Raw genomic sequence first — 25,948 nt, forward strand, 5'->3', positions numbered from 1 at the left:
CCCGGACGGGCGGTAAATAACCAGAGCAGGTATCTCGAAAGTTTCGTGGCGCAGATGGGACTGCTCTGCGGCTGTCAGTCGGACGCCCGGACGACCAGCCGGGTGGGGAGCACCACCGATTCGCCGTGCGCCGGATTCCTCAGCAGCAACTCCATGGCGCGGGAGCCGAGTTCCTCCACCGGCTGGCGGACGGTGGTCAGGCCCGGCCGGCAGCGCGCCGCGACGGGGGCGTCGTCGAAGCCGATCAGCGCGACGTCCTCCGGCACCCGCAGGCCGTGTCGCCGCAGGGTCCGGAGGGCTCCCGCGGCCATCTGGTCGGAGGCGGCGAACACCGCGTTCACCTCGGGGTGCTGGTCCAGCAGCCGCTGCATCGCGTGCTCTCCGGAGGCACTGCTGAAGTCGCCGTAGGCGACGGCGGGCCGTACCGCGGCCATCGCGGCCATCGCCTGGCGGTAGCCGGCCAGCCGGTCCGCGCCGGCGGCGGTGTCCGGTGGTCCGGCGATGGTGGCCACCGAGCGGCGCCCGGACGCGCACAGCCGCCGCACCGCGTCCCTGGCGCCGGCGAGGTTGTCCGCGTCCACGAATGCCACCGTGCCCGGCTCCGGCGGCCGGCCGAGCGACACCACGGGCACCCTGGCCGCGTGCAGCAGCCTGGTGAGCGCGGTGTCCCCCCAGGGGCCGACCAGCAGCACGCCGTCGACGTGGCCGCCGCACAGGTAGCGCACCAGCGGTGGCCGCCGGGAGCGTCTCGGCACCGTGAAGACGGCCAACTCCCGCTCCGCGCCCGGCAGGGAGCGCCGCAGCCCGGCCAGCAGCCGCACGGGGAAGGCGTCGGCGTGGTACTGCACCGGATCCGCGAAGACCACGACGGCCACCACGCCGGTCTCCCGGGCACTGGCCGCCCGGCGGCGGACGTACGCCAACTCGCGCGCCGCCCGTTCCACCCGGGCCGCTACGTCAGTGGAGACCGGGGCGGAACGATTCAGCACCCGGGAGGCGGTCGCGGTGGAGACACCGGCGTGCCGGGCGACCGCGGCCAGTGTCGGAGCGGGGTCGTTGCTGGGTGAGGGCTGGGGCATGGGGCCGTCCTGGATCGATACTCGACACGGGAACTGCACCCCGAACTCATCGCGCGCGCCGGTCCACCCACCGCTGCCAGCTTGGTCGGTTGAACGACCAGCGTCAAGGGATCCGACGTCCTCACCCGCGCAGGTCAGGCAGCATGCCCCGGCGGATCACCTCCGCGTACCAGCGGGCACTGTCCTTGGCGATCCGGGTCTGGGTGGCGTAGTCCACGTAGTACAGGCCGAACCGTTTGCCGTAGCCGTGCGCCCACTCGAAGTTGTCCATCAGCGACCAGAGGAAGTAGCCCCGCACGTCCACGCCGGCCGCGATCGCCCGCCGGACGGCGTCGAGGTGGCCGCGCAGGTAGTCGATGCGCTGCGGATCGTGCACCGTGCCCTCCGGCGTCAGCCGGTCGTCGAAGGCGGCACCGTTCTCGGTGACCATCAACGGCAGCCCGGGGTGTTCGCGGTGGATCCGCAGCAGCAGGTCGGTCAGGCCGGCCGGGTCGATCGGCCAGCCCATGGCGGTGCGCCGGCCGGGCGCGCGGTGGAAGAGCACGTCGGCGCAGCCGGCGAAGGGGGACTGGGCACCGTCGCCGTGGCCCGCGTCGCTCGCGGTCGTGGGGTCCGGGGCCTGCCCGGGCGGCAGGGCCGAAGCCACGGTGGGGGTGTAGTAGTTGACGCCCAGCAGATCGACCGGCCGGGCGATCGCGGCCAGGTCACCGTCGTGGACCAGGGCCTGCCAGTCGACCAGGTGTTCCGTGTCGGCGAGCAGGTCGTCGGGGTAGGCACCGTTCAGCATCGGTCCGGTGAAGACGCGGTTGCCCACCGCGTCGATCCGGCGGGCGGCCTCGCGGTCCGCGGCGGACTCGGTGAGCGGCCGCACCTCGTGCAGGTTGAGCGACACGGCGATCCGCGCGTCCCGGGGCAGCGCCGCGCGCAGCGCCTCGACCGCGAGGCCGTGGCCGAGGTTGAGGTGGTGGGCCGCGCGCAGGGCGGCCGTCCAGTCGGCACGGCCCGGGGCGTGCACCCCGGAGCCGTAACCGAGGAAGGCCGAGCACCAGGGTTCGTTGAGGGTGGTCCAGAGGCCGACCCGGTCGCCGAGGGCGTCGGCCACCAGCGCGGCGTAGTCCGCGAACCGCCCCGCGGTGTTGCGGGCCGGCCAGCCTCCGATGTCCTCCAAGTCCTGTGGCAGGTCCCAGTGGTAGAGCGTCACGGCGGGCTGGATGCCGTGCTCCAGCAGCTCGTCCACCAGGCGCCGGTAGAAGTCCATGCCCCGTTCGACGGCCGGCCCGCGGCCGGTCGGCTGCACCCGGGACCAGGACACCGAGAACCGGTAGGCGCCCAGGCCCAGTTCGCTCATCAGCCGGACGTCCTGCCGGTACCGGTGGTAGTGCTCGGTGGCGCGCTCGCCGGTGTCGCCACCGGCCGTTCGTCCCGGGATGCGGCTGAAGGTGTCCCAGATCGAGGGGGTCCGGCCGTCCACGTCGACGGCCCCCTCGATCTGGTACGCCGCCGTCGCGGCTCCCCAGAGGAAACCGGCGGGGAAGGCGGAGACGGAGGTGTCGACCGGGGCCGACTCGGTCCGTGCGGAAGTCATCGCTGGCTTCTCCGTTTCTGACAGGGGGATTGACTGTACGTCAGTTCTTGACGGCGCCAGCGGTGATGCCGCCGACGACCTGCCTGCCCAGCAGGGCGAACACCAGCAGCAGCGGTGCCGTCCCGAGCAGCGAGCCGGTGAGGATGACGGCCTGGTCGGAGTCGTACGATCCGCCGCCGAGACCGGCCAGCGCGACCTGGACGGTGGGATTGCTCTGGCTCAGCGCGATCAGCGGCCAGAAGAAGTCGTTCCAGGACTGCACGAAGACCAGCATGCCGAGCACGGCCATCCCGGGCCGGGCGATCGGCAGCACCACGCTCCACAGGATCCGCAGGCTGCTCGCGCCGTCCATCCGGGCCGCCTCGACCAGTTCGATCGGCAACGCCTCCGAGAGGAACTGCCGCATGAAGAACACCCCGAACGCGGCCACCAGGTTGGGCAGGATCACCGACTGCAGCCGGTCGGTCCAGTGCAGCCGCGCCATGATCTGGTACAGCGGGATGACGCTCAGCTGGGCGGGCACCGTCATGGTCGCCACCACCAGGCTCAGCAGGGCGTTGCGGCCCCGGAAGGGCAGTTTGGCGAAGGCGAAGCCGGCCAGCGTCGCGAACAGCACGGTGCTGGCGGTCACGCAGCTCGCCACCACCGCCGAGTTGAGCAGTGCCTGGCCCATGTGGACCTGGTTCCAGGCGATGTCCAGGTTGTGCCACAGGCTCCCGCCGGGCAGCAGCGGGGGCGGGGTCTGCGCGATCCGGCTCCCGGAGGTCGAGGCGCCGACCAGCGTCCAGTACAGCGGGAACAGGGAGAGGACGGCGACGAGGATCAGTACCGCGTACGTGAACGGTCCGGCGCCGGTGAGGCCGCGCGCTCCCGCGCGCCGTCGTCCCGGGTTGACGGCCATCGCTCTCAACCTCCGTTCCGGGCACGGCGGATGCGGACCAGGGCGAGGTTGAGCGCGCCGATGGCCAGCAGGATCAGCAGCATCGTCCAGGCCACGGCGGCGGCCCGGCCGAGGTGGAAGGCGTACCAGCCCTGGTCGTACAGGTACAGCCCGAGGGTCTGGTACTGGTGGGCCGAGCCGCCGCTGTGGCCGGTCGCTCCGCCGCCGAACAGCAGTGGCTCGCCGAAGAGCTGGGTGGCTCCGATGCTGGAGACCACGACGGTGAACAGGATGGTGGGCCGGATGGACGGCACCGTGACGTGCCGGAACTGCTGCCACCGGTTGGCGCCGTCGAGCGCGGCCGCCTCGTACAGGTCGTGCGGGACGGCCTGCATGGCGGCGAGGTAGATCAGGGCGTTGTAGCCCGTCCAGCGCCAGGTGACGATCGTGGAGATGGCGATCTGGGAACTCCAGGTGCCGCCCTCCCAGTCGACGTGGCCCAGGCCGAGGTCGCCCAGCAGCCAGTTGATCATCCCGTAGTCCCGCCCGAACAGCAGCGTGAACACCAGGGTCGCCGCCGCGATCGAGGTGGCGTACGGCGCGAGCATCGCGATCCGGAAGAAACCGCGGCCGCGCAGGCGGTAGTTCAGCAGGTGAGCCAGGCCGAGGGCCATCAGCAACTGCGGCACGGTGGACAGCACGCCGACGGTGACGGTGTTGCGCAGGGCGTTCCAGAACAGGTCGTCGTGGAGCAGCCGGGTGTAGTTGTCGAAGCCGCGCCACTGCATCTGGTCGGACGTCTGCAGGTCGACGCTGTGCAGCGACACCCAGCCCGTGTAGATCAGCGGGAACAGGCCGAACGCGAGGAAGCAGAGGAAGAACGGCGCGACGTACAGGTACGGCGAGGCCTTGAGGTCCCACCGGTAGAGCCGGGTGCGCCAGGGGCGGGGCGGCGGGGGAGCGGGGCGTGGCCGGCCGAGGGGAGTGGCCGGGACGGCCTCGTCGAGCATGGTGAAGACCTCTCTGGAGGGCGGGGCTGTCCCGGCCGGGCCGGGGCCGGGTCGGGCGGACGGCGGGAGACCGGGCGTCAGTCGCTGACCTTGTCGTCGATCTCCTTGACCGCGTTGCTCCACGCCTTGGCGGGGTCGCTCTGGTGCTGCTCGATGCTGAGCAGGGCGCCGTTGGTGAGGGTGTCCTTGACCAGGCCGTCCCACTCGCCGATCACGGTCGGCTGGATGGACTGCGCGGTGGCGGCGTAGATCCGGCCGGTGGGCGTGTCGCCGAAGAAGTCGAGTCGGGCGTTCTGCACCTCCGGCTGGCTCAGGGCCTTGGTGTTGGACGGCAGGTTGCCGACCGTGGTGAAGACCTTGGCCTGCTGCGCGGGTGCGGTGAGCCAGGCGGCGAGCGCCTCGGCCTCCTTCTGGTGCTTGCCGGCCTTCGGTACGGCGAGGAAGGAGCCGCCCCAGTTTCCGGCGGCCGGCGCGGTGGCGATGTCCCACTTGCCCTTGTTGGCGCTCCCGGACTTGTCGGCGACGATGGCCGTCATCCAGGACGGGCAGGCGACCGTGGCGAACTTGGAGTTGGCGAACGCCTGGTACCAGGGGGTGTCGAACTGCTTGAGGCCGGCGCTGATCCCGGCCTGGACCGCGCCGGTCGCCAGGTTCCAGGCGTTCTTGACGCTGGGGCTGTTCTTGTAGTCCAGCTGACCGCTGCTGTTGTCGTACTGGGTGGTGCTGGAGGACACCACGGCGTTGAACAGGCCGCCGGCGGAGTCGGTGAAGAAGGTGCCGGTGGGTGCCTTGGCCTGGTACTGCTTGCCCGTCTCGACGAACTTGACCCAGTCGCCCTGCCAGAGCTTGGCCACCTCCTCGCGGTCGGTGGGCAGCCCGGCCTGCTGGAACAGGTCCTTGCGGTAGCAGATCGCCATCGGACCGATGTCGGTGCCCAGGCCGATGGTGCGGCCGTCCGGGGTGCTGGCCTGCTGGGACTTCCACGGCAGGAAGGCGCCCTTGTCGACCCCGTCCGCCTTTCCGAGGTCGACGAACTTGTTCGCCTGCTTCTTCACCACCTGGGCGATCCGGCCGACCTCGATCGCCTGGATGTCGTCCAGGCCGCTGCCGGAGGCGAGGTGGGTCTGCAGGGCCGGGTAGTAGTCGGTCTCCTGCTCGACGGTGTGCTCCACGATGGTGATGCCGGGGTGCTCCCGCATATACGCGTCGAACAGGCCGGCCTGCTTGTAGCCGAAGGTGCCGTAGTCGCCGACGGTCAGGGTGATCTTGGCATCGGAGGCCGCGGTGCCGGCCGAGCCGGAGCCGGAGCTGCTGCACCCGGCGACCAGCAGGGCGCACAGGGCGGCGGTCGCGGCGCTCAGCAGCGGCTTGGGTACCTTGTGCACGGGGAGGGGGGCGGTGGCTCTGCCGCCGTGGGTGGTGCCGGGGTTCCGCATGGCCGAATCTCCTTGTCCAGGCTGGGTGCATGGCTGCGCCGCGCCACTGGGGCGGCGGAACGGTGCTCGGAACTGGTGGGAGTGCGAGTGCGTGCGAAACAGTATGGGAGCGCTCCCACTGCGATGTGGGAAGATTGCTTCGCCGCGCGAGGTGTGTCAAGGGCGTGCTACGGCTCCGTTACCGGACCGTGTCGTCCCAACGCCCTCGCCGCGGTCGTCGCCGTCCGCCGTCCACCGTCCGCCGGGAGAACGATCATGAGCCGAGCCGCGCAGCAGCCGCCCGCTGCCCGTCCCACCCTGGAGGCGGTGGCAGCGCGGGCCGGAGTGGGCCGGGGCACGGTGTCCCGGGTCGTCAACGGCTCGCCCAAGGTGAGCGCCAAGGCCCGCGCGGCGGTCGAACAGGCCATCGCGGAACTCGGCTACGTCCCCAACCAGGCGGCGCGCTCCCTGGTCACCTCCCGGACCGACGCGGTCGCCCTGGTCATCCCCGAGAGCGTCGCGAAACTGAGCTCCGAGCCCTACTTCTCCGACATCATCACCGGAGTCTCGGCCGAACTCGCCGATTCCGACCTGCAGTTGCTGCTGGTTCTGGTCCGTGACGAACACGAGCGGGAGCGGCTGACCCGCTATCTCACCGCGCGCCGGGTGGACGGTGTCCTGCTGGTCTCGGTGCACCAGGACGATCCGCTCCCCGAGCTGCTGGAGCGGCTGGAGCTGCCCGCCGTGCTCGGCGGCCGCCGCTCGGAGCTGGAACCGCTGAGCTACGTGCACGCCGACAACGCGGGCGGCGCCCGCGCGGCCGTCCGGCACCTGCTCTCCCGGGGCAGGACGGCCATCGGGACCGTCACCGGGCCGCTCGACATGGAGGGCGCCGCGGCGCGTCTGGCCGGCTACCGCCAGGCGCTGGCCGAGGCCGCGGTACCGGCGGACGAGGGGCTCGTTGCCCACGGGGACTTCACCGAGCGCGGCGGTCGCGAGGGCATGCGGGAACTGCTCGCCCGCCGGCCCGGCCTGGACGCGGTGTTCTGCGCTTCGGACCTGACGGCGGCGGGTGCGTTGCAGGCGCTGCGCGAGGCGGGCCGGCGGGTGCCGCAGGACGTCGCCGTGGTCGGTTTCGACGACTCCGTGGTGGCCCGGCACACCGAGCCGCCGCTCACCAGTGTCCGTCAACCGACCGAGGAGATGGGGCGGTTGATGGTCCGGTCGCTGCTCAAGGAGATCGCCCAGCCGGGCCGGTTCCGTCGGCAGACGGTCCTGCCGACGGAACTGGTGGTGCGGGAGTCCTCATGACCGGGGCCAGCTCCGTCCTACGTGCCGGCCAGGTGGGCGCGGTAGCCGGCGCCGAAGGCCGTCGGCGTGCCGTCGTAGGAGCTGATCAGCGCCGGGCCGTTGCCGCAGTCCCAGGTGTTCCAGGCCCAGGCGAGGTAGGAGACGCCGTGCTGGTCCAGCCAGGGCAGCAGCGAGTCCAGGTAGCCGTGCGCGCAGTCGTTCTCACCCAACTCGCCCGCGATGATCGGTACTTGGGCGGCGAGCGGGGCGATCTGGCCGTCCCAGCAGGAACTGGTGCTACAGGCGTTGAAGTTGTACGAGTGCCAGGACACGGCCAGGTTGTGCAGCGGATCGGCGGGTTGGTGCGCGGCCCACTGGGTGAGGTCGTTGGCGTACTCCTGGCCGCCCAGCATCAGGACGTTGTCCGCGCCGGTCGAGCGCACCGCGTCCACCATCGCCTGCATCCCGGCGACCTGGTAGCCGATTCCGGGACAGCTGCCGCCGTCCCGCCAGCAGGTCCAGCCGCTGTCCTGGCTCCCGGTGGCGCGTGACGGGTACGGCTCGTTGAACAGGTCGAAGACGATCGCGTCGTCACCCTTGAAGGTCTGCGCCACCGACGTCCAGAACGGGATCGCACCGGCCGCGTCCGGCATGGGTTTCTGGCAGGTGGCGTTGGCGTCCGAGCAGCCGGCGGACGGTCCGGTGTACAGCCCGTCGGTCCAGTGCAGGTCCAGGACCGCCACCAGGCCGTTCCGTTCCAGCAGGTCGACGTAGCTTCGCACCGCGCTGATGTAGGCCGGACCGGCGTAGGCGGGGTCGACGTTGGAGTGGCCGAGCCAGCAGTCCTCGTTGAGCGGCACCCGGACGGCGTTGATGTGCCAGGACTTCATCGTGGTGACGGACGCCTGGTCGGCCGGGCCGTCGAAGAAGCCGTGGCCCTGGACGCACATGAACTCGGCCCCGGAGCGGTCGACCCCGTGCAGGGTGATCGGGCTGCCGTCGGCCTTCGCCAGCGTCCTGCCCGAGACGTGCACGGCCGGGGCCGGCCCGTTCGGGGGCGGCGTGGTCGGTGGCGTGGTGGTCGGCGTGGGGGAGGGGCTCGGCGACGGGCTCGACCGCGGCCCGCAGGGGGTGCCGTTGACGGTGAAGGCGGTGGGGGCGGTGTTGGCGCCGCTGTAGGAGAAGTTGGCGCTGGTGGTGTAGGTGGCGCCGGGGTTGATGGTGGGGGCGTAGCCGGGGTTGGTGACGGTGACGGCCTGTCCGGTCTGGCTCCAGGTGCCGTTCCAGCCGTTCTGGAGGGTCTGGTTGCCGGGGTAGGAGTAGCCGAGGGTCCAGCCGTTGATGGGGGTGGTGCCGGTGTCGGTGATGGTGAGGTTGGCGGTGAATCCGCCGCCCCAGTCGTTGACGGCGTACTTGACGTCGCAGGAGGGGCCGGCGGCGGGGGCCAGGGCGGAGGTGGCCGCCGAGGCGGTGAGGGGGAGAACTGCCAGGGCGGCGCACGCGGCGGTGGCGGCCGCGAGTGCGGCGGTGCGGGGAGGGGTGGTGCGGGTGGCGGCGGTGCGGTGAGGGACGCTAGGGGGCATGCCGAACTCCTCGGGGGGGTGGGGGCCGGGGCCGCCGGTGCGGCCCCGGCCGAGTGAGGTCAGCTCGTGATGCGGGTCAGCTCGCGGTGCAGGTCAGCGTCGGAGCGGTGTTGCCGCCCGAGTAGGTCGCCTGGAAGCCGAAGCTGGTGGTGCCGTTCGGCGCCAGCGCGCCGTTGTAGGCCTGGCTGGCGGCCGTCACCGCGCTGCCGCTCTGGGCGGTGGTGGCGCTCCAGCTGTTGGTGATCTGCTGGTTGCCGCCCCAAGTCCAGGTGACCGTCCAGGACTTTGTCGCCGTGCTGCCCGTGTTGGCGACGGTGACACCGGCCGTGAAGCCGCTGCCCCAGTCATTGCCGACCGCGTAGCTGGCGGAGCAGCCGCTGCTGCCACCGCCACCACCGCTCGACGCCGCCGTGGTGCCGGTCACCGCGGCGGAGGCGGCGGAGACGTTCCCGGCCGCGTCCTGCGCCGTGACGGTGTACTGGTAGGCGGTGGCGGGGGAGAGTCCGGAGTCGGTGTAGCCGGTGGTGGTCACGGTGGCGACCTTGGCCCCGTTCCGGTACACCGAGTAGCCGGTCACGCCGGCCGGGTCGGTGGAGGCCGTCCAGCTGAGCGACACGCTGCTGCTGGTGGTGCCGGTGACGGTCAGTCCGCTCGGCGCGGTCGGGCCGGTGTTGCCGCCGGAGCCGCTGCCGAACGCGGGGTAGGCGTTCTGCACCAACTGCCGGAACTGGGCCGGGAACCACTGTCCGGCCGGGATGTTGCTGCCGGGGATGGAGTCGGTCGGGTAGGTGTTGCCGTTGCCGTCGCTCTGGGTGCCGTTCGGGTCGCAGTGCGGGTCGCCGTGGGGGTGGGAGGCGTCGGGGTAGTCGCCGTCCGACTCGCCCGGCGGCTTGACCCAGAGGAACGCGATGATCGGGCTGCCCGCGCCGTACGGCTGGGACTGCGGACGTTCCCCGATGCCCGCGCCGTTGACGTTGCACCAGTCGCCGCGGAAGGGCTTCTGGTCGACCTTGTTGGCCGCGACGTACGCGTCCACCGTGGTGGGGGCGGAGTTGAGCGCGGTGGGCCGGGCGGAGCCGCCCCAGCCGTTGCGCGAGGTGTCGACCAGCATGCCGATGCTGCTCGGGAACCCGTTGGCCACCAGGGTGGAGTACATCGTGGTGTCGTAGTGGTACTCGTCGAACGCCGGGTTGTACTGGTAGAAGTTCGCCGACTTGAGCGGCTGCCCGCCGATCGTCAGGTCGGGGTTGGTGAGGAACGGCTCGGTGAGCGGGGTGGTGTTGGCGGTGTCGCTGATGAAGCCGTCGATGCTGGCGAACCCGGCGGTGGTGGCCTGGGCGACCTTGGCGTACTCCTTGCCCGCCGGAACCATGTTGTTGGACCAGCCGAGCCAGCCCGCGTGGCCGATGTCCAGGTAGTTGTACACGTTGGGGATCGCGTGCAGCTTGTTGAGCGTGTACTCGATGCCCGACTCGTAGTACGGGGTGGCGGTGGCGCAGGTCGGCTTGGACTGGTTGGTCACGGCGTTGGGCAGCGAGTCCGGCTCGATGACGGCCGCGATCCGGATGCCGGCGTACTTCGGGTTGGCCAGCACGGCCGCGATCGGGTCGATGTACTGCGTCTCGTACGTGGTCAACCCTGCTGCGGTGGCGGGGAGTTCGCCGTTGGAGGCGATCGCGGCGCAGTCCCGGCCCGGCAGGTCGTAGATGACGACCTGGAAGACGACCGGCGTGGATCCCTGCTGCTCGGTGAGCGCGTGGTCCAGGTGGGCCTGGAGGCCGAGGTGGGTGGCGTCGCCGGCGATCGCGCCGATGTGGTCCATCCAGACGGCGGTGGGGTTGGCGGCGACCTGGGACTCGAGGCCGCCCAGGGTGCCGCCGTCGGTGGAGGCCTGGGCCTTGACCTCGGCCGCGAAGTCGGGGTTGAGGTAGCCGGTCGCACCGGCGAACGGGTTGGCGACGTGGGCGGCGGCCGCGGCGGGGGCCGCGTGTGCGGGGGTGGCGGCACCGATGCTCGGCAGCAGGCCGGTGGCGCCGAACAGCGTGGCGGCCGCTGCCGTGCGGAGCCGACGTAGGACGGGATGAGGCACGTCCGGGTCCTTTCGGATGGGTGGGGATTCCTGACGGGATCGCGGAAACTGGGTGGGAACGCGCCCACTTGGGGCGCGGCGATCCCTTCACATCAAGCCAGGGCCCGTGAAACGGCGTCAATAGCTGCGGGAGCGCTCCCAAAAGACGCTGTAACTTACACGCCGCCGCGCCGAGCGGCCCACCCATCCGGACCCACCCACCCAGGCCCCGGCCCCGGCTCCGCGCACACCCGCGGAGCCGGGGCCGGAGGCCGTGCCGGGGAAGGCAGCTACGGAAGGCACCAGGAGACGTCGGCGACCTCCAGCTCCGCGGTGCCGTCCGTGTAGAGCATGAACGGCACGTCGACGTGCCGCAGGTCCGTACCGACCGCGGCCAGCTCGGCGAGCGGGACGGAGACGGTGGTCCAGGCCGTCGGCCCGGCCGCGCGCAGCCGCGCCACCAGGTCGACACCGGGCTGGGCGGGGAAGTCGTCGTGGCAGGCCAGGTAGAGCGGGGCGGAGGGCTGCCGCAGCACGCGCACGGCGAACCGGATGTGCGCCCCGCCCTCCAGGTACCCGCGCAGGTCGGCGGGGGCTCCGGACGGGGATTCGGCGTACACGAAGGCCGGATGACCCTTGAAGCGCAGCCGCAGGGCGGTCCCCTCCGGAGTGGCGAACGGCGTCGCGTGGACGATCAGGCAGTCCATCGGCTTTTCGAGGCTGATGTCCTCCCGGGACCAGGTGTTGTGCCCGCCGACCCGCAGGCGGTAGGCGGATCCCTGCGCGTCGAGGACGCGCAGGGGGCCGCTCACCCGCGGCGCCGGGGGCGCTGCCGCCGGAGTGTGCGGCGGCAGCGGTTCGCCGGGCGGCGCCGGGTCGTGCGCCGACAGGCCGTAGCCCAGCGGGAACAGCGGGGTGCGGTCCCCCTCCGGCGCCGTCTCCTCCGCCGGCACCCGGTAGTCCGGCAGGTGCGCGGGGATGCCGTTGACGGCGCTGGCGTCGCGCGTCCTCGGCCAGGAGGAGGGCAGCCTGCCCTGGAAGTCGTGGGCGGGCGCACCGTCCTGCGCCGCGAACAGCACGTCCGTCACCCCCTGGGCGTACGGGCCCGGCAGCCAGGCGACCACGAAGGCGTCCGAGAGGTTGATCTCCTCCGTGCAGTACAGCGGACGGCCGGTGAACAGGACGGTGACGGTGCGCACGCCCGCCGCGCGCAGGCGGCGCAGCAGCTCCAGGTCCCGCGCGTAACTCTGCTTGAGGTCGGCGTAGCCGATCGAGCGCCACGGCCGGACGGTGCCGCGCATCTCCGCGTAGGCGTCCTCGCCGATGCAGACGATCGCGAGGTCGTACTCCCCTGGATCGGTGACGGCCGGCGCCGGGTCCACCGTGCAGTGGTCCGTGCCGACGACCGCGCGGACGGCGTCGGCCATGGTGGCGCCGCCGGGCAGGTCGGAGCGGTCCAGGTCGTCGCCCTGCCAGGTGAGGGTCCAGCCGCCGCACTGCTTGCCCAGGTCGTCGGCCGCGCTGCCGGTGACGAGCACCCGGCCGGTCCGGGGCAGGGGCAGCAGCCCCGGGGTGTGCTTGAGCAGCACCAGGGACTTGCGGGTCGCCTCGCGGGCCAGCGCGCGGTGCTCCGGTGAGCCGATCACCACCGGAGCGCCCGGGCGGGTCAGCGACCGCTCGGAGGGCCGGGGCTTGTCCCACAGACCGGCGCGCAGCTTGACCCGCAGGACGCGGGAGACGGCGTCGTCGATCCGCTCCTGCGGGATGACACCGGCCCGCACCTGCGACACGGCCGTGCGGTGGACGCTCTGCCAGGCCTCCCGGCCCGCCACCATGAGCACGTCGAGGCCCGCGTTGATCGCGTACCCGGCGTCCCCGGCCGAGCAGCGCGCGACCTCGGCGTGCGCGTCCCAGTCGCTGATCACGACGCCGTCGAAGCCCAGGGCGCCCTTGAGGACGTCGGTGATCAGGTACCGGCTGCCGTGCACCTTGTGGTTGTAGGGCTCGCCGCCGCCCGGGGTGTGGTCGTAGTTGGCCGGGTCCTCCCAGCTGCTGAAGGAGACCATCACGCTCTGCGCCCCGGCCTGGATGCCGGCCAGGAACCCCTGGGCGTGGATGTCGCGCAGGACCTGCTCCGAGCAGCGCGCGGCGCCCCGGTCGCGCCCGTCCACCGTGCCGCCGTCGGCGATCCAGTGCTTGAGCGTCGCCAGCACCCGGTGGTCGGTGCGGAGGGCGGCGAGATCGCCCTGCAAGCCCTCGACCATGGCCCGGCCGTAGGCGTGGCCGAGCGCCGGATCCTCGCCGTAGCCCTCGTAGTAGCGGCCCCAGCGGCGGTCGCGCGGATTGGTCACGGTGGGGGCGAAGATCCAGTCCATCCCGGTGGCGGCGACCTCGCGGGCCGTGGCGGTGCCGATCCGGCGGATCAGGTCCGGGTCACCGGTGGCGCCGAGGCCGATGTTGTGCGGGAAGACCGTGGCGCCGTGGACGTTGTTGTGGCCGTGGACGGCGTCGGTCGCCCACATGAACGGGATGCGGAACGGCCGGCCCTGCCAGGTCTGCTCCGCCGCGGTCCAGAAGTGGTCCACCAGGTCCACCCAGTCCCGGACGGTGGCGTGCCGGCGGCCGTGCGGCCAGATCCCGGCCCCGTTGAGCGCCGATCCGATCTTGTACTCGCGGATGTCCTCGGCGGTGAGCTGGGCGAGCTCGGGCTGGACCAGCTGCCCGACCTTCTCCTCCAGCGTCAACTGCGCGAGAATCGCGGCCACCTGGCCTTCGATCACGGGGTCGGGCGGGATCGCGGACGTCAGCCGGGGCCAGGCCGGCAGCGGTGCGAGCGCGGGGAGCGGGGCGCGCCCGGTGGACGGCACTGGCTGGGGCACTGTCTGTGGCACTGTCTCACTCCGTTTCCGGCCGGGCGGGTGCCGGCTCGCTGATCCAGAACTCCTCGACCGCGGCGGCCAGCACGCGTTCCTGGAACGGCTGCGGCACGACCGGCCGGGTCTGGCCGGGGGCGAACAGCTCGACCTGGGTGCGGTGTTCGCGGAAGGCGGCCCGCTTGAGCGGCAGCTGCTCGGCGATGTCGACGGTGACGAGCCGCTCGGCCGTACCCGCGCCGTCGGACGGCGGGTTCCGGTTGACGAAGGCGAACTCCTGCTCCGTCCGCTCGTCCCAGACCACGTAGCGGTAGACGGTCGGCGCGAGGCCCAGTTCCGCCAGGCAGCCGAGCACGGTCTCGCCGGTCAGCCGGTGGTCGGCGTTGAGTTCCCGCACCTCGTGCGGGAGGTAGACCTCGGCCACCCCCGGGTGGGCGTCGAGCACCTCCAGGACCCTGCCGCGGAACTCCTTCAGGTGGTCGGCGAGCCGGGTGTCCGGGAAGTCGAGGAACCGCACGGCGTCGTCCGGCAGTCCCAGCGCCCGCGCGGCCGCCCGGGCCTCCTGGCGGCGGATCGACCGCAGTTCGGCCGGGGAGGGGTCGGTGTGGATGCCGAGCACCGCGGAGTGCGACATGGCACCGTCGGTGGCGAAGACCACGCGCACGCGGGTGCCCTCGGACACCAGCCGGGCGATGGTGCCTCCGCAGGCGATCACCTCGTCATCGGGGTGCGGCGCGAAGACCAGCACGGCTCCCCGGGAACGCCGGGCGCGCAGGTGCCATTCGGTCCAGGTGCCGAGCAGCGGCGGAGTCATCCGTTCCTCCCCTCGGCGACGGCCCGGTCGGCGGCCGGCGGCGGTTCGACGGCCTGGTCGATCGCGCGGGTGACCGTCCCGAAGCGGTCGGTCACGGCCCCTCGGGCGAGTCCGCGGGAGCGCAGGATGTCCTCGATCTCCTCGAAGTGGTGGTCGGGGACGAGCCGGGCGACCGGGGTGTCGAACTTCTCGGCGAAGTACCGGTAGTTCGCGGCCGCCGCGGCCATGTTGTCCTGGTAGCTCTTGGGGTGGGGCACGTGCAGTGAGACGGCGTCGCGGCGCAGGACGAACCGGGCGCCGGCCTGGTGCAGCCGGTAGCCGAGGTCGACGTCCTCGGCTCCCCAGGAGCGGTACGCCTCGTCGAACCCGCCGACCCCGCGCAGTTGGGCCGTGTCGGCGGACACGTGGCACGTCCACCACATGAGCCACGGCGCGGTGAGCACACCGAGGTCTTCGCCGTAGCGCTCGTAGTAGCTCTCACGGAGGTCCAGCCACCGCCGCTGCTCGGCGAACCGGCGCAGGGAGACGTCCGGGTCGGTGAAGTCGATCTCCCGGGTGATCTGTTCGCCGTCCTCGTTGCCCTCGTTGAAGCAGTGGACGTAGCCCAGGACGGCGATCGGGCCGTCGGCCCGGCGGTGGGCGGCGAGGTGCGCGGCGAGCGCGTCGGAGTGCAGGACGACACCGGAGTCCACGAAGACGCATGTCCCGCCGCCGGCCTCGGCGATGCCGACGTTGCGGGCCTTGGCCACCCGGTAGCCCTGGTCCTCCTGGAAGAAGTAGCGCAGGTCGAGCCGGTCGCGGTAGCCGGCCACGACCGCGGCGGTGCCGTCGCTGGAGCCGTCGTCGACGACGATCACCTCGAAGGACTCGCCCTCGGCGAGGCGTTGGCGGGCCAGCGAGTCCAGGGTGTGCCGCAGCAGTCGGACGCGGTTGTAGGTGGGCACGATCACGGTGCAGTCGGGCGGCGCGGTCATGCGGCACTCCCTCGGGGGGTCTCGGTGGATTCGGAGCTGCCCGGGCGGGCGGGCAGGAAGACCAGCAGTCCGGCGAGGGCGGTGAGGCCGGCGCACACCCAGAAGACCTGCCCGTAGCCCGTCCAGGTCGCGACCGTGCCGACCACCAGGCCGCCGAGGAACATGCCGGTCTTGAACGCACTGGCGTAGAGCGAGGAGGCGGTGCCGGGGCGCCCGGGCAGGGAGTCCTGGAGCATCACGACCGGGATGTTCATCACCACCGCGGTCCAGAAGGCGTTGGGCAGTTGGAGGAGCAGCAGCAGCGTCCGGCTGTGGACCACCGGCAGCACCGCGAAGAAGAGCGTGGCGCACACGGTGGCCAGCAGCAGCAGCCTGGTCTTGCCGATCCGGTCGGCCCAGATGCCGACGCCGATCATCAGCGGGATCTCCAGCACCGCGCTCAGTCCGAGCAGCAGGCCGGCGAAGGCGGTGCTCAGGTGGAGTTCGCCGGTGACCCGCAGGGAGAGGTCGATCTGGTACATCATGTTGGCGCCCAGCAGCAGCACGATCGCCCCGAGCAGGAGCCCGGTGCGTGGACCGAGCCCGGCGAGCAGCCCGCGCAGTCCGGGTGCGGTGTCGGCGGAGCGCTCGTCCGGCGCCGGGCGGGGGAGCCGGGGCAGGCCCCAGCGGCAGATCGCCGCGGCGAGCAGGGACAGCCCGGCCGCGCCCAGGTAGAGCACCGCGAAGGACCAGCGGGCGACCAGCCAGAAGGCGACCGGCGGGCCGATCACCCAGGCCAGCGAGGTGATCGAGCGCTGGAAGCCGTTGAAGAACGGCGCGTCGACCTCTCTGGCCTCGGCCAACTCGCGGGTGTAGGCGAAGAGTTGACCGAAGCAGGCGCCGCCCAGGCCGAAGCACACCATGCCGGCCGGGAGCAGCAGGTAGTAGTCGCGCAGTACGGAGTAGCAGAGCGCCCCGGCCGCGTTGCAGAGCGCGGTCAGCACCAGCACCGTACGCCGGTCGCGCAGCCGGTCGGAGACGACGCCCATGGCCAGGTCGGTACCGATCTCCCCGATCGACCGGACGGCGAAGAACAGGCCGATCATCAGCGGGGTCGCCCGGACGGCGTCCGCCAGGAAGAGGCTGACGGTCGGGACCACGAACGCGCCGGCCAGGCCGACCACGCCGTTGGCGGCGATCAGGCTCAGGACGGACCGGTCGGTGAGCAGGCGCCAGCGGTTGACGGCGCCGACCGGGGCGACGGGTGCGGAGCGCTCGACGGGTTCGGCGGTCATGACGTCACCCCCCTCGGCTCGCCCTCCCGTTGCCGGTACGGCAGCCAGGGGGCCAGCTCGCGGCCGGCCGGGACGCGGGCGGCGGCGGCCAGGTCGTCCCGGTCGATCACCGCCTCGGCGAGCAGGCGATCGCGGGCGTGCGCCGGCAGGGCGGCCAGGATGCGGTGCCGCACGCCGGTCAGGTCCAGCCGCCCGTCGAGCACGGCCGGGATCGCCGTGGCCCGGCCGGGTTCCAGGTTGCCGGGGGCCACCTGGCTGGAGACCACCGTCCAGTACCCGGCGAAGTCGACGGCCGGGTCCGGCACGGTCCCGCTGAGCAGGCCCAGCCGGACGGTCTCCAGCCAGCAGTCGAGGTAGCGGCGGTCGTGGAGCGCCCCCATGTGGCGCGCGCACCAGTCGGCGCGGGCGGGGGCGTCGGGCAGCGCCGCCTTTCCGGTCAGTACGGCGATCACCCAGCCGGCCACCGCCTCGAAGTACGGGCAGGCCGTGCCGAAGGCCTCAGTGTCCACCGGGGTGTTGACCACGGCCAGGGTCGGGTCGTGGCGCCAGAAGTGGTGCTCGTACAGGTCCTCGCGCCGCAGTCCCTCGATGAAGCCGTAGTCGGGCATCTCGTAGCCGAGGCACAGCACCACGGCGTCGTAGCCGCGGCGGGAGCCGTCCGCGAACTCCACCGAGCCGTCCTCGGCGAACCGCTCGAAGGCCGGCACCGGGTGGACGTCCCCGGCGTGGACCCGGGGGACGATCCGCTCGTTGACGTGGACGGCGCCGTGGAAGCCCGTCTGCGGCAGCAGGCCGGTGGCCCGGTACATCGCCATGTACTCGGGTATGCACTCGGTCAGCCAGTCGAGGTAGACCGGGTACGGCACCTCCTCGACCGCGACGCGCCCCGCGTACGAGAAGAGCGCGTCGTTGTAGGCGCCGCCGATCAGGCGCGGCAGGAAGAGCTGCCGGCGGCGCACCGACCAGTCCACGTGCGCGGAGGCGGCACCGAGGTCGGCGGCGATGTCCGCGCCGCTCACCCCGCCGCCGACCACCAGCACCCGGCAGCCGGCGAAGGCCGCCGGTCCGCGGTACTCGGGTGCGGCCAGGACCCGTACGGGCGCTCCAGGGGCCGGCAGCCGGTCGGGCAGCCGGGGGCGCCAGAGTTCACCGTTGGCGACCAGGACGGCGTCGGCGCGCTCGGTGCGTTCCCGGCCGTCCGTCGTACGGGTGGTGACCTGCCAGCAGCCGTCCGCCTTCGCGACCCGGACGACCTCGCTGCCGAACGAGACGGCGTCCAGAAGGCCGAACCGGGTGGCGTACGAGCGCAGGTACTCCTGGACCTCGGGCTGCGTCGGGAAGGCGGTGGCGAACCCGGGCGGGTGGTCGCTGAACGGCATGCTCATGCGTGAACTCTGCATGCGCACCCCCGCGTAGGCGCCGCCGGCCGAAGGGTTCCAGATGCCGCCAAGATCCTCGCGTTTCTCGTGGCAGACGACGTCGAGGCCGGCGGAGCGGGCCTGCCGCACGCAGGTGAGCCCTGCGGGGCCCGCTCCGATCACGACTGTTCGCATGGAGTCTCCAGGCTCATGGGCGGGGCCCGAACGGAGTTCGGCACTGGATCCGGCACTGGTTCCGGCACTGGACCGGAGGCGCCGTCAGATGAAGGGGTCGAAGTCGTCGCACGGCTGCGCCTCCGGTCCGGTCGCCATCACGGCGATCTCCTGGTTGGAGGGGTGCCGCGCACAGACGAACCGGCAGTCCCGGCTGGGGTCGATGACACCGGTGTCGGCCGCCGCCCACATCTCGGCGAAGGTCGACTCCCCGATGTCGCCGATCCGGCCCTTGGGGTTGCCCCGGTGGTACGGGCAGACGTATACGCCGGTCGGGGTGACGGTGGTGCGTAGTTCGGCGACGGCGCACCGGTGGTAGTCCTTCTCCTGGACGGTGTCGGATCTGCGGCGCACGGCCTGCCAGTTGGAGGAGTGCAGGACGTGGAAGCCGTCGTCCTCCAGCTCGCGCAGCCGGGCTATCTGCTCCTCGACGGCCGCGATGTCCTCAGAGCGCTGGTTGACGGTGTAGTGGTCCTCGTCGAGCATGGCCTTGACCTCGAAGTAGTCGCAGCCGATCTCCTTGGCGAGCACGCCGGCCCGGTACACCTCGGCGTAGTTGGAGTCGGTGACCCGGCCGTCCTCGTCGAAGCGCTGCATGAGCAGGAACGAGTAGCCGAGCCGGCCGGACTTCCGTTCGGCCAACGCCCGCATGTTGTCGATGACTTGGGGGAAGACGCTGCGCTTGCCCCGGCTGGGGCGGAACGCGGCGTAGGTCTCGGCGGTGCCGGCGTCGATCGAGACCCGCACCCAGGAGAGCATGTCGGCGAGTTGGTCGAGGTAGCGGTGGATCTGGGTGCCGTTGGTCACCAGACCGAGCTTGATGCCCGCCTCGTGGAGCACCTCGATGATCCGGCCCACGGAGCGGTGCATCAGCGGCTCGCCCCCGCCGATCAGGATCACGGCGAGGACCTTGGAATCCGCGAGTTCGTGGGCGAGGCGCAGGACGCGGTCCTGGCCGATCTGCCCGTGGTGCAGGACCTGGGAGGAGATGCACTCCGGGCAGGCCAGGTCGCAGACGGTGGTCGGGTCGAGGTCGACCACGAGCGGGGAGGTCAGTCGCCCGCCTCGGGCGACGTCGAGGACGGCTGGATGGACGGAACGCTGGTAGAGCTTGCCGACGAGGTCGAGGTTGCGCTCGACGAACCGGGTGCCGACGGTGTCACCCAGCTCAGTACGTGGCTCGTCCATGGGAACTCATCTCCTGTTCGGAGTGTTCGGAGCCTATTGGGAGCGCTCCCACTGCGAGCGCGAAAGGGCCCGTGAAGAGGTGGAAGCGTTTCCGCGAAGCTAGCCCGGCCCGGGGTGCCTAGTCAACGGATCCGGCCGTGGCGGTTCCGCTCGGGCACGGCTCGGTTTCACCCGCGTTTCGGCGTAGGAATTTCCGAAACATCGCCGAAACTTTCAAACACGTATTGACGGGCCCCACGCACTCCGAGTTACCTAGCCACGGGAGCGCAACCCACCGGGCGCCGTCTGCCGGACGGTCGCCACAGCGCTCCCGTTCCCCGAACCGACGGCCCCACCGCCGTCATCGCTCGTGCGCCACGACCCGCCGACAGCGCGGGTGTGCACCTCCCCCTGGAGCGACGCTGGAGGGCGACCATGCCTCTTCGAAGGATCCTGATCGGAATTCACCATGCCTGGACGGCCACGGTGGTCCTGGCGCTGGTGCTCGCGACCGGCGCGCTGGCCGCGACGACCCCGGCCGCGGCGGCCGGCAGCACGTTGAAGGCGGCGGCGGAAGCGAACGGCCGGTACTTCGGCACCGCCCTGTCGGACGGCGACCTCGGCGTCGGCGGGGAAACCGCCGTCGTCGGGCCGCAGTTCGACGCGCTGACCCCGACCAACGAGATGAAGTGGGACACCATCGAGCCGTCCCCGGGCTCGTACAACTTCGGGCCGGGCGACCAGCTCGTCCAGTTCGCCCGGGCGCACGGCATGCGGGTGCGCGGCCACAACCTGGTGTGGCAGAACCAGCTCCCCTCCTGGGCGTCGAACCTGCCGCTGAACCAGGTTCGCTCCGCCATGGAGGCGCACATCACCGCCGAGGCCACCCACTACAAGGGGCAGGTCTACGCCTGGGACGTGATCAACGAACCGTTCAACGGCGACGGCTCGCTCGTCCCGGACGTGTTCTACCGGGCGATGGGAACCGACTACCTCGCCGACGCGCTGCGCACCGCGCACGCCGCCGACCCGAGCGCGAAGCTCTACATCAACGACTACAACATCGAGGGCGTGAACGCGAAGAGCAATGCCCTCTACAGCCTCGCGCAGTCGCTGCTCGCCCAGGGCGTGCCGCTGGGCGGCATCGGGTTGGAGAGCCACTTCATCGTCGGCCAGATCCCCGCCGACCTGCAGGCCAACATGCAGCGGTTCGCGAACCTGGGGCTGGACGTGGCCGTCACCGAACTGGACGACCGGATCCAGCTGCCCGCCTCCGGAGGCACCCTCCAGCAGCAGGCCACCGACTACGCCGCCGTGGTGCGGGCCTGCCTGGCCGTCTCCCGCTGCGTGGGCGTGAGCCAGTGGGGCGTGGACGACGCGCACTCCTGGATCCCCGGCACCTTCCCCGGATACGGCGCCGCCACCATGTACGACGACAACGACCAGCCCAAGCCGGCCTTCTCCGCGACGCTCTCCGCCCTCGGCGGTTCGAGCACCGGCGGTGGCGGCGGCGGTGGCGGCACGACGGGCGAGCTGCACGCGGTCGGTGCCGGCAAGTGCCTCGACGTGCCGAACAGTTCGACCACGGCCGGCACCCAGGTGCAGATCTACAGCTGCTGGGGCGGCACCAACCAGATCTGGACGCACACCTCCGCCGACCAGCTGAGCGTGTACGGCGGCGCGGGCCGGATGTGCCTGGACGCCTCCGGGCAGGGCACGGCTTCGGGCACCAGGGTGGTCGTCTGGCCGTGCAACGGCCAGGCCAACCAGCAGTGGCACGTGAACACCGACGGCACCGTCACCGGCGTCCAGTCCGGCCTGTGCCTGGACGTGTCCGGCGGCTCCACCGCCGACGGCGCCCCGGCCCAGCTGTGGACCTGCAGCGGCCGGAACAACCAGCAGTGGACCCTCGGCTGACACAGCGGAGCGGTGCGGCCGGACGGCGCCGGGTTCCCCGGGCCGCCCGGCCGCACCGCGTTCCGGTCTGACGGCCTGACGGCCCGGACGGCACCCGAGGGCCGGACCGACCGCCCGACCGCCCGACCGCCCGACCGCCCGACCGCCCGACCGCCCGTCAACCGCGCTCCGCCCGGCCGGGGACGACCGTTCGCGGCGGGGCGGTGCTGCTGCGCTGGACCAGACTGGTGGCCAGGTCAACCCGGAGCGTGCCGGGCCGCACCCCGCGGGCCAGGTCGATGACCAGGCGGGTCGCCACCTCGGCCATCTCGGTCAGCGGCTGGCGCACGGTGGTCAGCGGCGGGCCCACCCAGCGGGCCAGCGGCAGGTCGTCGAAGCCGACCACGCTGAGGTCCTCCGGGATGCGCAGCCCCAGCTCGCGGGCGGCCTCGTACAGGCCGAGCGCCTGCAGGTCGTTCCCGGCGAACACGGCGGTCGGCCGGTCCGGCAGGCCGAGCAGCTCCAGCCCGAGCAGGCGTCCGGACTCATGGTGGAAGTCGCCCTCGCGGACCAGCTCCGGGTCGTACGGGAGGCCCGCCATGTCGAGCGCCGCCCGGTAGCCGTCGGCCCGGGCGCGGCTGCACATCATCCGGGCGGGGCCGCCGATCAGGCCGATCCGGCGGTGCCCGAGGTCGAGCAGGTGCCGGGTGGCGGCGAGGCCGCCGTCCCAGTTGGTGGTGCCGACGGCGGGCACCTCCTGGCCGGGGTCGCCGGCCGGGTCCATCACCACGAACGGGATGTCCCGGCGGGCCAGTTGCTCGCGCAGCGAACGGTCCAGGTCGGACAGCACCAGCACCACACCGGTGGGGCGCCGCGCGAGCACCCCGTCCACCCAGGACTGGCCGGGACCGTGCCGTTCGGCGGACTCGGAGAGCACGATGCTCAGGCCCTCCTCCCGGACGGCGTTCTCGACGCCCCGGATCACCTCCACCGCCCAGGCGCTCTCCAACTCGTGGAAGACCAGCTCCAGCAGCGGGCTGGTCTGCCGGTTGCCGCGCCGCCGCCGGTAGCCGTACCGCTGCAGCAGTTCCTCCACCCGCTCCCGGGTGGCCGGCGCGACGTCCGCGCGCCCGTTCAGGACTTTCGAAACAGTCGGCGCGGAGACTCCTGCCTCCTGCGCGATCTCGGCGAGCGTGGCCGCTCTGGTCACGGGTTCCTCCTGCACTGCCCCTGCTGGGCGAACTCCGTCGTGGGTGGCTGTACGAGACGGCCGAGGGCGGCCGTACCGCACGGATGCTAGCCCCCCGACGAGTCGAGGCCGACCCCGTCGGGTCTCTTGACGGACGGTCACGTCGGATCTAGGTTTCCCACAACATTCGGCAACTTACTCGAAACATTCGAGACAGAGGGCAGGATATGCGATCGAGAGTCGCCGCCATCACCGCCGTCACCGCACTCGTCCTGGGGACGTCCGCCGCCTGCGGCTCGGGGGGCTCCTCCTCCGACGCCGGCGACGGCACGATCCACGTGCTGGTCTACGGTGACGCGGGCAACAAGGTCGAGAAGCAGATCGTCGAGACGTTCAACCGGACGTCCAAGGTCAAGGCGGTACTCGACACCGTCCCCGGCGCGGACTACCAGCAGAAGCTCCAGACCGTGATCAACACCTCGCGGGCCCCCGACGTCTTCTTCAACTGGGGCGGCGGCTCCATCCAGCCGTTCGTCAAGGCGGGCCTGCTGCTACCGCTGGACGACTTCATCGCCAAGGACCAGGGACTGAAGGACAACTTCCTGCCCGCGGTCTTCAACTCGGCGGTGGTGGACGGCAAGCCGTACGGAGTGCCGATGCGCGGCACCCAGCCGGTGCTGCTGTTCCACAACAAGAAGGTGCTCGCGGATGCCGGGCTCACCCCGCCGAAGACCTGGGACGAACTGGTCACCGCCGCCAGGACCTTGAAGGCCAAGGGCATCACCCCGATCGCGCTCGGCGGGGGCGACCAGTGGCCCACCCTGATGTGGTTCGAGTACCTCTACGACCGGATCGCCGGCCCCGGCCTGTTCCAGCGCGCGCTCGGCGGCGACCGGGAGGCCTGGGCGAGCGAGGACAGCCGAAAGGCACTGGACACCCTCAAGCAGCTGGTCGACGCCGGGGCCTTCGGAAGCAACTACGACTCCGTGAAGTTCACCGACGGCGGCTCACCGGCGCTGGTCGCCAAGGGCAAGGCCGCCTTCGAGCTGATGGGCTCCTGGTACTACTCCACCCAGCAGGACGCCAACCCCGACTTCGCCAAGACCGGCCTCGGCTACACCGGTTTCCCGGCCCTGAGCGGCGGCAAGGGCGACCCGGCCGACGTCGTCGGCAACACCAACAACTTCTACTCCGTACTCAAGAAGACCAAGCACCCGGAGGCCGCCGCGGCCTTCCTCAAACTGATGTACTCCGACGAGTTCGTGAAGGCCCAACTGGCCATCGGCAACCTGCCGACCACCACCAGCACCGCCGACTTCTTCGACCTCTCGGCCAGCCCCGGGTACTCCAAGGACCAGTACCAGCTGGTCAAGGCCGCCCCCTCCTTCCAGCTCTCCTGGGACCAGGCCTACCCGCCGAGCGCCATGACCCCCATGCACACCGCCGTCCAGCAGTTCTTCGACGGCAGGCTCGACGCCGACGGCTTCATCAAGGCCATGCAGGCCTTGCCGACCTCATGACGCGCGGTGCGCGGCCCGGCGCGGAGGCGACCCGCCCGGGCTTCGTCTGGGCGCTCCCCGCGGCGGTGTTCTTCCTGTTGTTCGCGCTCACACCGCTGCTGCTGGTCGTCGTGCTCTCCTTCACCAGCTGGGACGGCGTCGGCGAACCGCGCTTCAACGGCCTGGACAACTGGACCGCCCTGTTCCACGACCCGGTGATGCTCCAGTCCGTCTGGACCACCCTGTTGCTCACCGCCCTCGGCGTGGTGACCCAGACGCCGATCAGCATCCTGCTCGGTGTCTGGGCCGCCGGGCAGCAGCGCAACCGCGCCGTGCTCTCGGCGATCTACTTCGTGCCGCTGCTGCTCTCGGCGACCGCCGTCGCGGTGGTGTGGCGAGCCGTCCTCGACCCCAACTTCGGCGTACCGGCCCAGCTCACCTGGCTGTTCGGCGACGGCAACCTGCTCGGCAGCAGGAGCGGGGCGATCGGGGTGCTGACCTTCGTCGGCGTGTGGCAGTTCACCCCGCTGCACGCGCTGATCTACCAGGGCGGCGCCCGGGCCATCCCCCAGGTGCTCTACCAGGCCGCCGCCGTCGACGGTGCGGGCCGGGTACGGCAGTTCCTCCACGTCACCCTGCCGCAGCTGCGCAACACGATCATCACCTCGGTGATCCTCATGGTGGTCGGCGGCCTGACCACCTTCGACACGGTGCTGATCCTCACCCAGGGCGGCCCCGGCACGGACACCACCGTCACCGCCTACTACATGTACCAAAAGGCTTTCAAGGGCTTCGACTTCGGCACGGGCTCGGCCATCGCACTGGTCCTCGTGGTGGTCGCCACCCTGATCTCGCTCGCGGTCGTCCGGCTCTCCGGCTACGACCGGATGCGCGGCACCACGGAGGGCCTGTGATGCGACGACGCCCCAACGTCCTGGCCGGGTTCGGCTCCCTGGTGTGGCTGGTGCTGGTCGGCCTGCCGCTGTACGTGCTGCTGATCGCCACCTTCCGCACCCGCGCCGACTACTCCACCGAGGGCCCGCTCAAGCCGCCCGCGCAGTGGACCCTGCAGAACTACCTGACCGACCTCTCGACCGGCTTTGGCCAGGACTTCCTCAACACCCTGACCGTCACCGCCGGCGTGATCGCCATCGTGCTGCTGGTCGTCCCGCCGCTCGCCTACGCCATCGTGCGCGCCCGCGGCCGGGCGACCGGCTGGGTGTTCCGGCTGTTTCTGCTCGGGCTTGCGATCCCCGCCCAGGCGGTGATCGTGCCGATGTTCTACGTCATCAGCAAGACCGGCCTGTACGACCACCTGATCGGCATCATCCTCCCGACCGCGGCCTTCTGCCTGCCGGTCTGCACCCTGGTGCTGACCGGTGCGATGCGCGACATCGGCCCCGAGCTGTACGAGGCGATGGCCATGGACGGCGCGTCCCCTGCACGGGTGTTCCGCCAGTTGGTGCTCCCGCTGTCCAAGGGCGGACTGTCCTCGATCACGGTCTTCGCCGCCCTCCAGGCCTGGAACGGCTTCCTCTTCCCGCTGATCCTCACCCAGTCCGACTCCACCAAGGTCATCACCCTCGGCCTGTACGACTTCCAGACCGAGCACGGCGTGGACGTGCCCGGACTGCTCAGCGCCGTGGTGCTCTCCATGCTCCCCGTCTTCATCGTCTACCTGTTCGCCCGCCGCGCCCTGGTCCAGGGCCTGACGGGGGTCGGAGGAAAGTGAACGACCACCGCAACCCCGAGCCCGCACC

At 71.6% G+C, this 25,948-nt stretch carries 19 protein-coding genes; 5 read left to right on the plus strand and 14 right to left on the minus strand.

From position 1 onward, the window contains the following. Window positions 1-74: 74 nt before the first annotated feature. The 5 genes from ACIG5E_RS25945 to ACIG5E_RS25965 all read right to left on the minus strand — a co-directional run bounded on the left by ACIG5E_RS25945 (window position 75) and on the right by ACIG5E_RS25965 (window position 5,990). On the minus strand, window positions 75-1,079 hold the full coding sequence (locus tag ACIG5E_RS25945) for a LacI family DNA-binding transcriptional regulator (RefSeq protein WP_396537176.1): 1,005 nt from the start codon (window positions 1,077-1,079) through the stop codon (window positions 75-77). Between the two features lie 121 nt (window positions 1,080-1,200). After that, the gene (locus ACIG5E_RS25950; RefSeq protein WP_396537178.1) at window positions 1,201-2,664 is read right to left on the minus strand and encodes a glycoside hydrolase family 1 protein; all 1,464 of its coding nucleotides are present in this window, start codon (window positions 2,662-2,664) and stop codon (window positions 1,201-1,203) included. 40 nt (window positions 2,665-2,704) lie between these two features. Further along, window positions 2,705-3,565, minus strand: coding sequence for a carbohydrate ABC transporter permease (locus tag ACIG5E_RS25955; RefSeq protein ID WP_396537180.1), 861 nt, complete (start codon window positions 3,563-3,565; stop codon window positions 2,705-2,707). Between the two features lie 5 nt (window positions 3,566-3,570). Continuing rightward, the gene (locus tag ACIG5E_RS25960; RefSeq protein WP_396537182.1) at window positions 3,571-4,554 is read right to left on the minus strand and encodes a carbohydrate ABC transporter permease; all 984 of its coding nucleotides are present in this window, start codon (window positions 4,552-4,554) and stop codon (window positions 3,571-3,573) included. 77 nt (window positions 4,555-4,631) lie between these two features. Continuing rightward, window positions 4,632-5,990 (minus strand): extracellular solute-binding protein, encoded by a 1,359-nt coding sequence (locus ACIG5E_RS25965; RefSeq protein ID WP_396537184.1) that lies wholly within the window; start codon window positions 5,988-5,990, stop codon window positions 4,632-4,634. A 255-nt stretch (window positions 5,991-6,245) separates the two neighbouring features. On the opposite strand from ACIG5E_RS25965, the gene ACIG5E_RS25970 reads away from it, so the two are divergent. Then, complete coding sequence (locus tag ACIG5E_RS25970; protein ID WP_396537186.1) at window positions 6,246-7,280, plus strand: LacI family DNA-binding transcriptional regulator; 1,035 nt, start codon at window positions 6,246-6,248, stop codon at window positions 7,278-7,280. Between the two features lie 17 nt (window positions 7,281-7,297). On the opposite strand, the gene ACIG5E_RS25975 is transcribed toward ACIG5E_RS25970, so the two are convergent. The 8 genes from ACIG5E_RS25975 to ACIG5E_RS26010 all read right to left on the minus strand — a co-directional run bounded on the left by ACIG5E_RS25975 (window position 7,298) and on the right by ACIG5E_RS26010 (window position 19,625). Next, window positions 7,298-8,842 (minus strand): cellulase family glycosylhydrolase, encoded by a 1,545-nt coding sequence (locus ACIG5E_RS25975; protein ID WP_396537188.1) that lies wholly within the window; start codon window positions 8,840-8,842, stop codon window positions 7,298-7,300. Between the two features lie 76 nt (window positions 8,843-8,918). Further along, the gene (locus ACIG5E_RS25980) at window positions 8,919-10,931 is read right to left on the minus strand and encodes a glycoside hydrolase family 6 protein (protein ID WP_396537190.1); all 2,013 of its coding nucleotides are present in this window, start codon (window positions 10,929-10,931) and stop codon (window positions 8,919-8,921) included. Window positions 10,932-11,200: 269 nt separating this feature from the next. Continuing rightward, window positions 11,201-13,789 carry a glycoside hydrolase family 3 N-terminal domain-containing protein gene (locus ACIG5E_RS25985; protein WP_396537192.1) on the minus strand — a complete coding sequence of 863 codons (2,589 nt, stop codon included), beginning with the start codon at window positions 13,787-13,789 and terminating at the stop codon, window positions 11,201-11,203. Between the two features lie 16 nt (window positions 13,790-13,805). Continuing rightward, window positions 13,806-14,597, minus strand: coding sequence for a PIG-L deacetylase family protein (locus tag ACIG5E_RS25990; protein WP_396537194.1), 792 nt, complete (start codon window positions 14,595-14,597; stop codon window positions 13,806-13,808). Next, window positions 14,594-15,571, minus strand: a complete 978-nt coding sequence (locus ACIG5E_RS25995; RefSeq protein WP_396537196.1) for a glycosyltransferase — start codon at window positions 15,569-15,571, stop codon at window positions 14,594-14,596. Before ACIG5E_RS25995 ends, ACIG5E_RS25990 begins: the two co-directional genes overlap by 4 nt. Beyond that, a complete protein-coding gene (locus ACIG5E_RS26000; protein ID WP_396537198.1) occupies window positions 15,568-16,845 on the minus strand; it encodes a sugar efflux transporter in 1,278 nt (425 codons plus the stop codon). The genes ACIG5E_RS25995 and ACIG5E_RS26000 overlap by 4 nt, the downstream gene beginning before the upstream one ends. Then, window positions 16,842-18,398: an NAD(P)-binding domain-containing protein gene (locus ACIG5E_RS26005; protein WP_396537200.1), complete on the minus strand. Its 1,557-nt coding sequence runs from the start codon at window positions 18,396-18,398 to the stop codon at window positions 16,842-16,844. Before ACIG5E_RS26005 ends, ACIG5E_RS26000 begins: the two co-directional genes overlap by 4 nt. 84 nt (window positions 18,399-18,482) lie before the next feature. After that, window positions 18,483-19,625 carry a radical SAM/SPASM domain-containing protein gene (locus tag ACIG5E_RS26010; protein ID WP_396537202.1) on the minus strand — a complete coding sequence of 381 codons (1,143 nt, stop codon included), beginning with the start codon at window positions 19,623-19,625 and terminating at the stop codon, window positions 18,483-18,485. A 414-nt stretch (window positions 19,626-20,039) separates the two neighbouring features. Between ACIG5E_RS26010 and ACIG5E_RS26015 the strand changes: the two genes are divergently transcribed. Further along, the gene (locus ACIG5E_RS26015; RefSeq protein WP_396537204.1) at window positions 20,040-21,521 is read left to right on the plus strand and encodes an endo-1,4-beta-xylanase; all 1,482 of its coding nucleotides are present in this window, start codon (window positions 20,040-20,042) and stop codon (window positions 21,519-21,521) included. A gap of 157 nt (window positions 21,522-21,678) precedes the next feature. Here ACIG5E_RS26015 and ACIG5E_RS26020 read toward each other — a convergent pair whose 3' ends face one another. Continuing rightward, window positions 21,679-22,725, minus strand: a complete 1,047-nt coding sequence (locus tag ACIG5E_RS26020; protein ID WP_396537206.1) for a LacI family DNA-binding transcriptional regulator — start codon at window positions 22,723-22,725, stop codon at window positions 21,679-21,681. 191 nt (window positions 22,726-22,916) lie between these two features. Between ACIG5E_RS26020 and ACIG5E_RS26025 the strand changes: the two genes are divergently transcribed. The 3 genes from ACIG5E_RS26025 to ACIG5E_RS26035 are packed head-to-tail and all read left to right on the plus strand — an operon-like array spanning window position 22,917 to window position 25,920. Further along, a complete protein-coding gene (locus ACIG5E_RS26025) occupies window positions 22,917-24,209 on the plus strand; it encodes an ABC transporter substrate-binding protein (RefSeq protein ID WP_396537208.1) in 1,293 nt (430 codons plus the stop codon). After that, entirely contained in the window at window positions 24,206-25,102 is an 897-nt protein-coding gene (locus ACIG5E_RS26030; protein WP_396537210.1) for a carbohydrate ABC transporter permease, read from the plus strand. The genes ACIG5E_RS26025 and ACIG5E_RS26030 overlap by 4 nt, the downstream gene beginning before the upstream one ends. Further along, window positions 25,102-25,920, plus strand: coding sequence for a carbohydrate ABC transporter permease (locus ACIG5E_RS26035; RefSeq protein ID WP_396537212.1), 819 nt, complete (start codon window positions 25,102-25,104; stop codon window positions 25,918-25,920). Before ACIG5E_RS26030 ends, ACIG5E_RS26035 begins: the two co-directional genes overlap by 1 nt. The last annotated feature ends 28 nt before the right edge of the window (window positions 25,921-25,948 follow it).

The organism is Kitasatospora sp. NPDC053057, from assembly GCF_044546945.1.
Classification (GTDB): Bacteria; Actinomycetota; Actinomycetes; order Streptomycetales; family Streptomycetaceae; genus Kitasatospora.

Bases quoted from the DNA above. Each gene is read 5' to 3' on its own strand.
- ACIG5E_RS25945 (WP_396537176.1), bottom strand. From the start codon at position 1,079: ATGCCCCAGCCCTCACCCAGCAACGACCCCGCTCCGACACTGGCCGCG.
- ACIG5E_RS25950 (WP_396537178.1), bottom strand. From the start codon at position 2,664: ATGACTTCCGCACGGACCGAGTCGGCCCCGGTCGACACCTCCGTCTCC.
- ACIG5E_RS25955 (WP_396537180.1), bottom strand. From the start codon at position 3,565: ATGGCCGTCAACCCGGGACGACGGCGCGCGGGAGCGCGCGGCCTCACC.
- ACIG5E_RS25960 (WP_396537182.1), bottom strand. From the start codon at position 4,554: ATGCTCGACGAGGCCGTCCCGGCCACTCCCCTCGGCCGGCCACGCCCC.
- ACIG5E_RS25965 (WP_396537184.1), bottom strand. From the start codon at position 5,990: ATGCGGAACCCCGGCACCACCCACGGCGGCAGAGCCACCGCCCCCCTC.
- ACIG5E_RS25970 (WP_396537186.1), top strand. From the start codon at position 6,246: ATGAGCCGAGCCGCGCAGCAGCCGCCCGCTGCCCGTCCCACCCTGGAG.
- ACIG5E_RS25975 (WP_396537188.1), bottom strand. From the start codon at position 8,842: ATGCCCCCTAGCGTCCCTCACCGCACCGCCGCCACCCGCACCACCCCT.
- ACIG5E_RS25990 (WP_396537194.1), bottom strand. From the start codon at position 14,597: ATGACTCCGCCGCTGCTCGGCACCTGGACCGAATGGCACCTGCGCGCC.
- ACIG5E_RS25995 (WP_396537196.1), bottom strand. From the start codon at position 15,571: ATGACCGCGCCGCCCGACTGCACCGTGATCGTGCCCACCTACAACCGC.
- ACIG5E_RS26000 (WP_396537198.1), bottom strand. From the start codon at position 16,845: ATGACCGCCGAACCCGTCGAGCGCTCCGCACCCGTCGCCCCGGTCGGC.
- ACIG5E_RS26005 (WP_396537200.1), bottom strand. From the start codon at position 18,398: ATGCGAACAGTCGTGATCGGAGCGGGCCCCGCAGGGCTCACCTGCGTG.
- ACIG5E_RS26010 (WP_396537202.1), bottom strand. From the start codon at position 19,625: ATGGACGAGCCACGTACTGAGCTGGGTGACACCGTCGGCACCCGGTTC.
- ACIG5E_RS26015 (WP_396537204.1), top strand. From the start codon at position 20,040: ATGCCTCTTCGAAGGATCCTGATCGGAATTCACCATGCCTGGACGGCC.
- ACIG5E_RS26025 (WP_396537208.1), top strand. From the start codon at position 22,917: ATGCGATCGAGAGTCGCCGCCATCACCGCCGTCACCGCACTCGTCCTG.
- ACIG5E_RS26030 (WP_396537210.1), top strand. From the start codon at position 24,206: ATGACGCGCGGTGCGCGGCCCGGCGCGGAGGCGACCCGCCCGGGCTTC.
- ACIG5E_RS26035 (WP_396537212.1), top strand. From the start codon at position 25,102: ATGCGACGACGCCCCAACGTCCTGGCCGGGTTCGGCTCCCTGGTGTGG.